Here is an 11,816-nt window from a genome sequence, read left to right on the forward strand (position 1 = left end):
GTGCCTGCGCATCACCCAGTGGCCTGCAGCCGAGCCGATAGAGTCCGTCTAAACCGCTGAACACCATACAAAACCGGACATAGTCCGAGCACATCCCCACCTAAAATCGCACCAGACCGGTGCATCCACTGCCCCACCGCGCCAGGCGTCCACCTCCGTGGTCACGCCTTCGCATTCTTTTGCAACACCGCGCCCACTTTCACAGCACTCCCCGAAAGAACCAGACATTCCATGTTTCAGCTTGACCTTCGCTCCTTGACCATCATGGCCGGACTGATCGGCATCGTCATGGGCTTGGTCCTGCTGGGACTGCGCCGCAACTACCCTGCATCCATCCGGGGCATGCGGCTCTGGGGCACGGCGCCGCTGGTCTGTGCGGCGTCCACACTGTTTTACGGCCTGGACGGCCTGCTGCCCGCCCCGCTGGTGACGTTGATCGGCAATGGACTGCTGCTGGTGGGTGTCACGCTTTTCCTCTGGGGCAGTGAGCGGCTACACGGCCTGCCATCGTCGTGGCGCCGCTGGGCCGCTGTGATAGCAGCCACCCTGCTCGTGCTGGCGTTCTTCATGCACGTGTACCCCGACTATCGAATTCGCGTGCTGGTCTTCAGCGGCACGCTGGCGGCTGTGGTGGTCGAACATGCCAGGCTGCTGGGCCGCCATGGCAATAAAAGGTTCGCACACCGTTTCACGGCCATGGTGTTGTGGGGCCAGGCTGCCGTGCTGATCTGCAGGGCGCTGTCAACACTGTGGCTGGACCTGGCAGACACCCAGCGCTTTGCGCAGTCTCCCATCCAGACCTTGTACATCGCGACCTTCAGCTTCTCGGCGCTGCTGGTGAGCATTGGCGTGCTGCTGATGGCCGGTGAGCGCGTGCGGGAGGAGTTTGAATACATGGCCACCCACGACTCTCTGACCGGCGCCTACACCCGCAGGGCAGTGCTCGCGGCCTGTGCCGACGACTTGGCGCGGTGGGAGCGCTATGGCAACCCCTTCTCGCTGCTGATCCTGGACCTCGACCACTTCAAGCGCATCAACGACGAGCACGGACACTTGGCAGGCGACCATGTGCTGGCGCACTTTGTCCAGCTCATTCAGTCCCACCTGCGCTCAGCCGATCGGCTGGGGCGCTATGGCGGTGAAGAGTTTTTGGTGATCCTGCCCGAAACCGACACCGACGCTGCAAAAGCGGCGGCCGAACGCATGCGTGCAGCGCTGCATGCAACGCCCGGCTCGGCAGACCGGCCGCATTGCACGGTCAGCATCGGCTTGACCACAGTACGCCACGGGGACCGCACCATCGATGCCCTGATCGCCAGGGCCGATGCGGCACTCTATGAGGCCAAGGCCCAAGGCCGCAACCGGGTCCAAGTAGGCTGAAAACCCGCGCGAACCGAACGGCAGCCCCAGAAACCAGAAAGGGTTTGCTGCTATTTTCATAGCAGCAAACCCTTTGGATACTGGCGGAGAGGGTGTCCGTCCGCCGAACTTCCGACGAAGTCCAGATCAGTCCAAGCGCAACACCTAGACCGCTGATTTATATAAGTTTTTCCAAAAATCACTCGATCTCAAAGTCCAAATCAGTCCAGCCAAATCTGATTCAATCGGATCTTTTATGGTAGATACCATGGCGGATAAAAACGCGGCACAATTTGACATCAGAGAGCTCTTTGCCGGGCTCGCTGACATCAAGGATGTGACTTTGGGATTCGAAAGATGGCACGCAAAGCGAAAGAACTGTCGGCCTTGGAGGTTGGGCGCCTGACGAAGGTGGGACACCATGCCGTGGGCGGCGTGGCGGGCCTGTACCTTTATGTAGTGAAGTCGGGCGCAAGGTCCTGGGTCCTACGAACCATGGTGGGAAACAAACGCAGGCACATGGGTCTTGGCGGTTTTCCGGAAGTGCCTTTGGCCAAAGCCAAGGAGAAGGCCCGCGCAGCCAAAGAGCAGATTGACCAAGGTATCGATCCCATCGTGCAGCGTCTGGCAATCGCCAGCAGCCTCAAGGCGCAGCAGGCAACGCAGAAGACATTCAAACAGGCAGCTCTTGCCTATATCGAGGCCCATGGCGAGGGTTGGAAGAACCCCAAGCACCGAGCCCAGTGGGGTGCAACCCTGGAAACCTATGCATACCCACACCTCGGAGATCTTCTGGTCCAGGATGTCGGACAAGACCACGTATTGAAGGTTCTGGAGCCCATCTGGAAAACAAAGACCGAGACCGCCACGCGCCTGCGTGGACGTATCGAGAGCGTGCTCGACTGGGCCACCGTTCGCAAATATCGGACTGGCGACAACCCAGCACGCTGGAAGGGCCACCTCGACAAGCTACTGCCCGCTCCAGGAAAGATCCAGAAGGTTGAACACTATCGCGCACTTCCAGTCGCCAAGATGGTTGAGTTCATGAATGCGCTTCGTCGCCGAGAAGGTCTCGCTGCGCGTGCGCTGGAGTTTGCGATTCTTTGCGCTTCACGCAGTGGTGAGGTGAGAGGTGCTCGATGGGATGAGTTTGACCTTGACGCTTCCGTCTGGACAATTCCCGCTGAACGCATGAAGGCAGGCAAAGAGCATCGCGTACCCTTGTCCAGCTTCGCACTGGCAATTCTGAAAAAGCTCCCCAAGAAGGCAGATGTTGATCTGGTTTTTTCAAGCGAAAGCGGGAAAGCTCTCTCGGATATGGCATTGACTTCTGTGCTGCGTCGCATGGAGGTGGATGCAGTGCCCCACGGATTCCGCTCTACGTTCCGCGATTGGGCAGGTGAACTCACCAATCACCCTCGGGATATCGCTGAGCAAGCATTGGCTCACGTTCTGGACAACAAGGTAGAAGCTGCATACCGCCGCGGCGATGCATTGGACAAACGGCGCAAGATGATGCAAGACTGGGCAGAGTTTTGCGCTGGCGACACAAGGCGTTCGCTCGCAGGCGCTTTCAGCGATACACGATCTACGATGCTGAACATATCCAAGAGCTAGAGTATTTGCCCAGAGACGTGCTTCCCTCATCAACATGTCCACGCAAGGTGCTTCCGGAAGCGCCCGCGCGCTGCAATCACTGTAAGCGCACGGTCATCCCACCCTTGAGGGCGGCGGCGTAAGCGGCAACGATGGTGTCCACCAAACCAGATAGGTGGACACCATGACCGAAGCCCAGAACAAGACCCGTCGGCGCCACAGCGCCGAGCTCAAGCAGCAGATCCTGGCCGAGTGCGCCCAGCCCGGTGCATCGGTGGCCAGCATGGCGCTCTCGCACGGCATCAACGCCAACGTCGTGCACAAATGGCGCCGACTGGCCCATGCCCCCAGCACAGATATGCAAGTTCCCACCTTCGTGCCGGTGACGCTGCCTGCGCCCAGCTGTGCGCCGGCCCCAGACATCCGCATCGAGTTGCGCCGTGGCGCTACCAGCATCTCGCTGACCTGGCCGGTCTGCGCGGCCGAGCACTGCGCGGCCTGGATGCGGGACCTGCTCAAGTGATCCGCATCGACGCCCTGTGGCTGGCTACCGAGCCGCTGGACATGCGTGCCGGCACAGACACCGCGCTGGCCCGTGTGGTGGCCGTCTTCGGTGCTGCGCGTCCGCATCACGCCTACCTGTTTGCCAACCGGAGAGCCAGCCGCATGAAGGTGTTGGTGCACGACGGCATTGGGGTGTGGCTGGCGGCGCGGCGCCTGAACAGCGGCAAGTTCGTCTGGCCGCGTGACGGTGCGTTGACCACCACGCTCAGCCGCTCGCAGTTCGACGCTCTGGTGCTCGGGTTGCCTTGGCAGCGCCTGGGCGATGGTGGCCTCATCACCGTGCTCTGAATCTGATCGCTGACATGCGGCCTGCCAATCGGTGCATGTGCCAATGGCGTGGCGTTACCGGCGCTGGCACAGTCATGCCCATGGTCGTAGAGCCGCAATCCCTGGATAGTCTGAGTCCCGAGCAATTGCGCTCGGCGCTGCTGTCCATGCTGCAAGCCGCTGCTGCCAAGGACCAGGAGCTTGCCTTCAAGCAGACCCTCATCGACAAGCTCACGCACGAGAACGCGCTCTTGAAGCGCATGAAGTTCGCCGCCCAATCAGAGCGCTTCAGCCCTGAGCAGAAGAGCCTGCTCGACGACGAGATCGAAGCGGACCTGGCGGCCGTGGCCAGCGAGATCGACGCGCTGGCGCAGACGCAAGCACCGGCCACCCCCGAGAAGAGACAGGCCAAGCGGATGCCCTTGCCGGCGCACCTGCCACGCCGCGAGATCCGCCACGAACCCACGTCCACCACGTGCGCGTGTGGCTGCCAGATGAAACGCGTGGGCGAGGACGTGGCCGAGAAGCTGGACTATGTGCCCGGCGTCTTCAGTGTCGAGCGCCACATCCGCGGCAAGTGGGCCTGCGCCCGGTGCGAGACCATTCAACAAGCGCCGGTCGAGGCGCACGTCATCGACAAAGGTATCCCCACCACCGGCCTGCTGGCCCAGGTGCTGGTGGGCAAGTACGCCGATCACCTGCCGCTGTACCGGCAGGAGGCGATCTTCGGCCGCGCTGGCCTGGCCATCCCTCGCTCGACCCTGGCGCAGTGGGTGGGCACCTGCGGGGTGCGGCTGCAGCCGCTGGTCGATGCCCTGAAGACCGAGATCCTCAGCCACCGGGTGCTACACGCCGATGAGACGCCGGTGGCCATGCTCAAGCCCGGCGATGGCAAGACGCACCGCGCCTACCTCTGGGCCTATGCGCCGGGGGCCTTCGAGAGCATCAAGGCTGTGGTCTACGACTTCTGCGAATCCCGCTCGGGCGAACACGCCCGGCGCTTCCTGGGCCACGGCACCGACAAGGCCTGGAAGGGCTGCCTGACCTGCGACGACTTCAGCGGCTACAAGGCCTTGATCGCCAGCGGCGTGACCGAGGTGGGCTGTCTGGCCCATGCCCGGCGCAAGTTCTTCGACCTGCACGCGGCCAACCAGAGCCAGATCGCCGAGTTCGCCCTGCAGCAGTTCGCCCGGGTCTATGAGATCGAGCGGGACGTCAAAGAGCTGGACACCGAGTAACGGCAAGCCGTTCGGCAGCAGCAGACCCGGCCGATCCTGGACGCTCTTAAAGAGTGGATGACGCTGCAACGGCGCCAGGTGCCCGACGGATCAGCAACCGCCAAGGCGCTGGACTACAGCCTGCGGCGCTGGGATGCGCTGACCCGATTCGTGGATGACGGACAACTGCCGGTCGACAACAACTGGATCGAGAACCAGATCCGGCCCATTGCCATCGGTCGTAACAACTGGCTGTTTGCCGGCAGCCTGCGTGCGGGCCAGCGAGCGGCCGCCGTCATGAGCCTGATCCAGTCGGCCCGTATGAACGGGCACGACCCGTATGCCTACCTCAAGGACGTGCTCACGCGACTGCCCACGCACAAGGCCAGCCGCATCGTCGAGCTCCTGCCACACCGCTGGAAACCCGCCGACGCCTGATCACCGGCCTCGGTAGGCCTGGGTTTGCCGGACGCTTACGTTGCACCCAGCCATAGGACATAGGCTTTGAAGCCGCGCCCATTTCAGCTGGCGTGCAAACCGCCGAGCAACCATACCTATGCTGCCGCGCTGGCCTCGACAGCAACATCACTCAAACTCTCGCCCCTGAGTGAGCGGACTAGGTTCTCAGCAGCCCGCATTTCAATTTCGAACCGTACGCGTCTCACAGCCGAGCCGATGTGGGGAGTGAGTACTGTTCTGGCGTTGTTGGTCAATCCCGGATGAATTTCGCGAGGTCTGTCTGGAAGTAGCCAATCTTCCATCTCATAGACGTCAGCGGCGTACGCGCCAAGTTGCTCATTCGCCAAGGCATCGACAACCGCCCTTTCGTCGACCACAGACCCCCTACCCACGTTTACAAGGATCTGGCCCTTTTTCGATAGTTGAAGCATCCTGGAGTCAACCAGGTGGCGCGTATCGCTAACAAGAGGCACTGCCAGGAACACATAGTCCGATGTGCTGACAGCCTCATCGAGCGTGACCAGTTCGACCTGATCTAGACGCACACTTGGGTCTACACCAAGCAGCCGCGCGCAGCCAAAGCCCGCGAGTCGCGCCAATATGGCCTGCCCAACTTTTCCGAGACCGATCACGCTGGCCACCGACCCATGAAGCCCGGTTCCGTATAGAGCTGGCCTCCACCCAGAGTAGCCTGCTCTTGTAGCGGCGTCACCCTGAAGCACGTTCCTGCCAGCAGCAATAGCCAATCCGATGGCCAGCTCGGCTGTGGGCTCTGTGAGGAGGTCAGGAACAAAGGTGACGCTCACCCCGGCTTGTGCGCAAGCCCTCAGGTCGAAGTTGTCGTACCCCTTGAGTGCACAGGAGATGGTCTTGAGCCTGGGAGCGTTCAGCAGCGACTCTTTGGTCACACTGTCTGTCATGAAGGCCATCATGGCATCAGCATCCACGAGGTACTCCCTGAGCTGGCTGGGGCTCCAGGGTTCAGGCCCTGGATTCATGATGACCTCACCCTCAGCCTGGAGCTTCCTTAGAACCTCTTCATGAACTGGCTGCGTTACGACGATTTTCCGATGATTCATTTTTCGATTTACTTGAGACGCTTTCGCAGCATCGATCCAATGCTGTCAACCACGAGGACACAGGCAAGAATCGACAGAAGGATGGCTGAGACCTCGTCATACTTGACAAGGCGAAGTGCTGCCATCAGCTCGAAGCCGATGCCACCTGCACCGACAATGCCAAGTACTGCGGAGGCCCTGAAGTGGTACTCCCAGCGATAGATGGTTATGTCTGCCAACTGTGGAAGGACTTGGGGGATAACGGCATGCGAGATGACCTGAAAGCGGCTTGCGCCTACCGCAGCAGCTGCTTCAAGTGGCTTCGGATCCACGTGCTCAATGGCTTCCGCGTAAAACTTTGCGACCATTCCCGTGGAATGCAACGCCAGTGCGAGCACCCCAGGTAGAGCACCAAACCCTACGGCTGCCACGAACAGAATGCCAAGAATGATTTCTGGCACGGACCGGAATGCCGCCAGGATGACTCTGGCCACTCTTCCCACCAAAGGATTGGGGGTGGTGTTTGGAGCCGCCAGGAGCGCCAGCGGAAGTGAAAGCACGATAGTCAGTGCTGTGCCGGCAATCGACATCGCCAAGGTGTCCCTCAGCGGGATGACCCAGTGCTCCCAGCGGTCGAAGTTGGGAGGGACCATCTCAGATGAGAGCTGCTTGACAGCCGGGGCGCCTTCGATGAACCGCTGTGCATCGAAGAACCCCGTGACGTACAGGGCTACAAGGCAAACCAGAAGGACGAACGCTGTATTGCGCAGTCCAATGAACTGCTCCCGCTTGTCGCGACTGATGATGTTCTCGAATGCAGCCGAGGTCATTGCATACGGCCCAAATCAAGCTTCAGGATGGTTGCGGTATCCCTAAGGACGTCATATGCAGCGTCATCAGTGGCGGCAAACGCCTGGACACGAAACGCCTTGAGCACCTCAGCATCCTTCATGTCCAGAAAGGAAGAGCGGATGGCAGCTTTGAGCTCAGGCTTGAGGTCCCCCTGCATGACGATCGGATAGTTTGGAATGGGAGCAGAAAGGTCAAGCTGAACAATCTTCGTGGCATCAATGCTTCCTCGAGCGATGAGGTTGTCCAGAATCTGCTTGGACAGAGCCCCGGCTGGAATCTGACCCGACTGCACCGCACGTGCGACCGCGTCATGTGCCCCAAGGTGAACTGGCCGATAGTCCTTCTCACCATCAAGCTTGTACTTCTTGAGCAGGTGTGCACGTGGTGCAAGGTGGCTTGATGTGGACGCCTGGTCGCCAAATCCGAAGGGCTTGCCGCGCACGTCTTCAAGCGTTTTCACCGGCCCTCCGGCCGTTGCGATGAGGACCGACTGGTATGTGGGCGACCCACGTTCAACGCCCACCGCAAAGGGCTCAATCCCGGACGCCTTAGATTTGGCCAAAACGTACGAGAACGGTCCAAAGTACGCTACCTCAATCCGACCGAACCGCATTGCCTCGATCATCGAGGAGTAATCGGTAGTCACCACAATCTCAACATCCTTCTTGAGCTGCTGTTCAAGATAGCGCTTAAGAGGCTGCGCGTTCTGGATGATGCTGGCAGCGTTCTCATCTGGAAGAAGGGCGACACGAAGCTTTGATGGATCCTTTCCCTGCGCATGAGCCCACAGAGGAAGGAGTGCAGCAAAAGAAGCTGCGCTGACAACAAGAGAGAAGTTACGGCGATTCAGCATGGCAAGAGCTCCTTGGTTTGACTGGATTGAAGAGTTCGGGGGCTATCAGTGGACGCACTCGTGTTGGAAGCGTTGGACTGCTTTGCATAGAGGTTCCGCGCAACATCGGGACTCAGCTGCTCTGCCCTACCCTCGAATACAACAGCTCCCTGGCGGAGCCCAATGATTCGGTCTGCAAACGAGCGCGCGAGCTCCACCTGGTGAAGACTTACGATTGCGGTGAGGTGGTCCTTTTTGCAGATCTCATGCAACAAGGTGAGCACGCTATGTGCGGTTGCCGGGTCCAGGCTGGCAACAGGCTCATCGGCCAGCAGGATTCGTGGCTTCTGTATTAGCGCCCTAGCTATGCCTACGCGCTGCTGCTGCCCCCCAGACAAGGCATCAGCCCGGGAGAGCGCCTTTTCGAGCAGCCCGACACGCTCAATCACTGTGAGCGCCTCCAGCTTGTCCTTCTTGCTCCACGGCCATAGCGAAGCGAATGCACCCCTGTCACCGAGCTTTCCCATCAGAACATTCCTGAGGACCGACTGACGTCCAATCAGATGATGCTGCTGGAAAACCATCCCACAGCGCTTGCGGTGCTCTCTCAGCGTCTTTGCGTTGACTACCCCACCTGCCAGGCCAGGTATCGATACCTCGCCTTTTGTGGGCAGCACCAGTCCATTGATGCTTCGTAACAAGGTGGACTTCCCTGCGCCCGAGGCGCCCAGAAGCACCAAAAACTCTCCCTGCTTCACATCCAGACTCGTCGGGTGCAAGGCCACGGTCGAGTCACCGTAGCGGACGGAAACTCCCTTGAGACTCAGAACGTCTCGGTCTTTCTCCAACTTCATGTTGTTACCTTTGCAAGTTTCTGCCTGCGAGCAGCGCGAGAGCGCTTATGACGCACATTTGCCGCAGAAAGAAGTTCGATACGGCTAGGCATGCGTGCAGTTTGTTCGTGGAACGTGTCATCAATATGAAACTTGCACCCCGAAAAATAGGGGTATCTATAGATAACACCTATGTCTGGACTCACGCTACTTGCGGCTTTGAAAGCCTTTGATGCGACGGCAAGGGCCGGAAGCATGACTGCTGCTGCGAAGCTGCTTGATCTACAGCAGCCCACCATCTCAGCGCATATTCAGCGCCTGGAGAATGAGTACGGCGTGGAGCTTTTTCTTCGTCAAGGCCGCCGGCTTGAGCTGACTACCTTTGGCAGGACTCTGCTGGACTACACGCGGCGGGCATTCAGCGGCGAGGAAGATGCGCACGCCCTTTTGGCAGCAGCCAAAAACCGATTCGTCGGGCGTCTTGTGATTCACGCGATCGGCCCGTACAACGTAGTCCCTGTTCTGAAGGCCTTCGGGAGCCGCCATCCCCAGGTCGAGGTCTCTGTCCGTGTAGGCGACTCCCGCTCAATCACGGAAAAGCTCCTCGACTACCAGGGTGATGTCGGCGTGGTCCTCAATCACGCCGAGCACCCCGAACTCCATTGCATGCCATACAGGTCACAGCGCCTGGTGGTCTTTGCGAACCGAGAGCACGCCCTAGCCCGGTGCGGTGAGATAGTGCTCAAGGACCTTCAGAGCCAGCGCTTCGTCATACGTGAGGAAGGTTCAACGACAAGAAGAGTCTTCGAGAGCGAGCTAATTGCCCGCAATATCAACATCCAGGTTGCGCTGGAGATGGGAAGCCGGGAGGCTGTCCGCGAGGCAGTCGCACAAGGAATAGGACTAGGCGTCGTTGCCGAGACAGCCTATGTTCCAGATCCGCGTCTTGTGAAGCTGAAGATTCTGGATACAGCAATGGCCACCCACGTCGACTTCATCTGTCGTCGCGAACGACAGAACGCTCCGCTGATAGCAACGATTTTCGACTTGGCAAAAGAGGTGAGAAGAGGCCTGGCCTAAAGATTCACGAACTTGGCGACAGGGCCCGAGTGGATCATTCATGCCAAGCCTATCGTTAGGGAAGGTCTGCACAACGCTCGTTGCGACGAGTGCAGATGCGCGAGTTTTCAGATGGCGGCAACTGCGGCGTGATTCGGGTCATTCGAGGGCCGATTCGCACCCCGTTGTCGACCCTTTCGGCCGCTGCGGACGCACTCCCTGCAGGTCTTCTTCGAGCGCGTCTTCCAGCAGACTGCGCTGATCGGCGTTCAATGCCTCAGTCTTGGCGGCGAACTTCAGCCGCTTGAGGATGGCCATCTCGTAGCTGAGCTTGTCCAGCAGCGTCTGCTTGTGTTTGAGCTCGCTCATGAGGTGCTGCAGCATCTGGCGCATTTGCGCCTCGTCCATGCTCTGCAGATCCACCGGTTCGTTCATGGCCGTCATCATCCCCGATGGGTGGGCAGCCGCCTACTGGCATATCCACGAATTGAACGCCATAGCACGGGCGACCAACATCACAGCACCGTGATCACAGCGTCTTCTCCCAGGCGCTGCCAGGACAAGCCGGTGACCAGTGCCTGCAGTTGCTCGGCGCTCAGCGTCAGTTGGGGACCCAGGCGCTCATCGCCCCAGACAAACTTGCCTTGGTTCAGGCGCCTTGCGGCCAGCCAGACGCCAAAACCATCGTGCACCAGTACCTTCAGGCGGTTGGCCCGTGCGTTGGCAAAGAGATAAGCGTGGTGCGGGCGGGCCGCGCCAAAGACTTGCACCACTCTGGCCAGGGCCGTCTCGGGGCCGGTGCGCATGTCCAGCGGTTGCGTGGACATCCAGACCGCATCGACCCGGATCACCGCAACACCTCGCGCAAGAGCGCCCCGCACTGGCCCATTGGGCACTGCAGACTGACCACCAGTTCGCCGCGTTGCAGGCGCACCTGGACTGGCGCAGATGGCGGCGGTAAAGGCGGGGATGGCGCAAACGCAGCCAGCGCTTGCTCATCATGGGTGCTGGCGGCCATTGCCGTGAGCGGCAGCGAGATGAAGCCGGGCTCAGCATCCGTACCGACGCCCGGTTGCGCGCGCACAGGGCCCGCCTCCCGAATCCATCGGTGCACCATGTTCGCGTGCAGTCCGTGCGACAAGGCCACACCACCGACACTGGCTCCGGGCTGCGCGCACGCTGCCACCAACTGTGCCTTGAACGCTTTGCTGTATTCACGCCGGCGCGGCCGGCCTTCGCTTGAAAACTGTTCCATCGTCTCCACGATCCTCCAATCGTGGACACGATGCCCGCTTCTCACGGCGCTTTCAATATGGGGTCACCGGACGGATACCAATCACTTAATCCAAAGTCGATCAATCAGATAGGCTACCCCGTTGGTGATGTACTTCTCAAGGAGCCCAATAAGCACGGAAATCACTTGTAGCCAGACCATCCCTTTTGGCAATAAGAGTCATGCGCTTCATCATGGGAAGTCCTAATGGTTAGACAACTTGCCTCTCTGCTACCACGAACGCCGTTATTTCAGACAGGCAAATCTTTGCGTTGGCCATAGTTTCCTGACCGGCCTCAGATCCGGAACGCTGCATTAAGCGATTCCACGTCCTTGAACCAAAGCTCGACGAGCCCGTCGATAGGAAGATGCCGACCGGGAATGCAGCCGCCGAAAACGATGCGATCTTGTCGATGCGCTTCATGATCCGCTCCAAAAGTTGCCAAG

At 59.8% G+C, this 11,816-nt stretch carries 13 protein-coding genes and 1 pseudogene; 6 read left to right on the top strand and 8 right to left on the bottom strand.

What is annotated here, in order from left to right; translation table 11 throughout:
• Positions 1-264 precede the first annotated feature (264 nt).
• The 5 genes and pseudogenes from AC1Q64_RS05260 (at position 265) to tnpC (ending at position 5,441) form a co-directional block, all read left to right on the top strand.
• Positions 265-1,380, top strand: coding sequence for a GGDEF domain-containing protein (locus AC1Q64_RS05260; protein ID WP_492250709.1), 1,116 nt, complete (start codon positions 265-267; stop codon positions 1,378-1,380).
• A gap of 336 nt (positions 1,381-1,716) precedes the next feature.
• Positions 1,717-2,976: a tyrosine-type recombinase/integrase gene (locus tag AC1Q64_RS05265; RefSeq protein WP_288851619.1), complete on the top strand. Its 1,260-nt coding sequence runs from the start codon at positions 1,717-1,719 to the stop codon at positions 2,974-2,976.
• A 163-nt stretch (positions 2,977-3,139) separates the two neighbouring features.
• On the top strand, positions 3,140-3,478 hold the full coding sequence (tnpA, locus tag AC1Q64_RS05270) for an IS66-like element accessory protein TnpA (RefSeq protein ID WP_288851620.1): 339 nt from the start codon (positions 3,140-3,142) through the stop codon (positions 3,476-3,478).
• Positions 3,475-3,807 (top strand): IS66 family insertion sequence element accessory protein TnpB, encoded by a 333-nt coding sequence (tnpB, locus tag AC1Q64_RS05275; RefSeq protein WP_015912732.1) that lies wholly within the window; start codon positions 3,475-3,477, stop codon positions 3,805-3,807. Before tnpA (AC1Q64_RS05270) ends, tnpB (AC1Q64_RS05275) begins: the two co-directional genes overlap by 4 nt.
• Positions 3,808-3,881: 74 nt before the next feature.
• Positions 3,882-5,441, top strand: a pseudogene (gene tnpC, locus AC1Q64_RS05280) (IS66 family transposase).
• A 116-nt stretch (positions 5,442-5,557) separates the two neighbouring features.
• Here the strand turns inward: tnpC and AC1Q64_RS05285 are convergent.
• The 4 genes from AC1Q64_RS05285 to phnC are packed head-to-tail and all read right to left on the bottom strand — an operon-like array spanning position 5,558 to position 9,058.
• The gene (locus tag AC1Q64_RS05285; protein WP_060984578.1) at positions 5,558-6,541 is read right to left on the bottom strand and encodes an NAD(P)-dependent oxidoreductase; all 984 of its coding nucleotides are present in this window, start codon (positions 6,539-6,541) and stop codon (positions 5,558-5,560) included.
• Between the two features lie 8 nt (positions 6,542-6,549).
• Positions 6,550-7,350 carry a phosphonate ABC transporter, permease protein PhnE gene (gene phnE / locus AC1Q64_RS05290; RefSeq protein WP_003056093.1) on the bottom strand — a complete coding sequence of 267 codons (801 nt, stop codon included), beginning with the start codon at positions 7,348-7,350 and terminating at the stop codon, positions 6,550-6,552.
• Positions 7,347-8,225 carry a phosphate/phosphite/phosphonate ABC transporter substrate-binding protein gene (gene phnD / locus AC1Q64_RS05295; RefSeq protein WP_060984577.1) on the bottom strand — a complete coding sequence of 293 codons (879 nt, stop codon included), beginning with the start codon at positions 8,223-8,225 and terminating at the stop codon, positions 7,347-7,349. Before phnD ends, phnE begins: the two co-directional genes overlap by 4 nt.
• Positions 8,219-9,058 carry a phosphonate ABC transporter ATP-binding protein gene (phnC, locus tag AC1Q64_RS05300; RefSeq protein WP_060984576.1) on the bottom strand — a complete coding sequence of 280 codons (840 nt, stop codon included), beginning with the start codon at positions 9,056-9,058 and terminating at the stop codon, positions 8,219-8,221. The genes phnD and phnC overlap by 7 nt, the downstream gene beginning before the upstream one ends.
• A gap of 171 nt (positions 9,059-9,229) precedes the next feature.
• Here phnC and AC1Q64_RS05305 point away from each other — a divergent pair, with 171 nt between their 5' ends.
• The gene (locus AC1Q64_RS05305) at positions 9,230-10,117 is read left to right on the top strand and encodes a LysR substrate-binding domain-containing protein (RefSeq protein WP_027011074.1); all 888 of its coding nucleotides are present in this window, start codon (positions 9,230-9,232) and stop codon (positions 10,115-10,117) included.
• Between the two features lie 138 nt (positions 10,118-10,255).
• Here AC1Q64_RS05305 and AC1Q64_RS05310 read toward each other — a convergent pair whose 3' ends face one another.
• From AC1Q64_RS05310 to AC1Q64_RS05325, 4 genes are all read right to left on the bottom strand, one after another.
• Entirely contained in the window at positions 10,256-10,531 is a 276-nt protein-coding gene (locus tag AC1Q64_RS05310; protein WP_204298269.1) for a transposase, read from the bottom strand.
• 80 nt (positions 10,532-10,611) lie between these two features.
• Complete coding sequence (gene tnpB / locus AC1Q64_RS05315; protein WP_108497518.1) at positions 10,612-10,923, bottom strand: IS66 family insertion sequence element accessory protein TnpB; 312 nt, start codon at positions 10,921-10,923, stop codon at positions 10,612-10,614.
• A gap of 20 nt (positions 10,924-10,943) precedes the next feature.
• Positions 10,944-11,351, bottom strand: a complete 408-nt coding sequence (tnpA, locus tag AC1Q64_RS05320; RefSeq protein WP_233250285.1) for an IS66-like element accessory protein TnpA — start codon at positions 11,349-11,351, stop codon at positions 10,944-10,946.
• Between the two features lie 229 nt (positions 11,352-11,580).
• A complete protein-coding gene (locus AC1Q64_RS05325) occupies positions 11,581-11,793 on the bottom strand; it encodes a hypothetical protein (protein WP_288851623.1) in 213 nt (70 codons plus the stop codon).
• Positions 11,794-11,816: the final 23 nt, after the last annotated feature.

Source organism: Acidovorax sp. GW835-FHT14G06 (assembly GCF_058793595.1).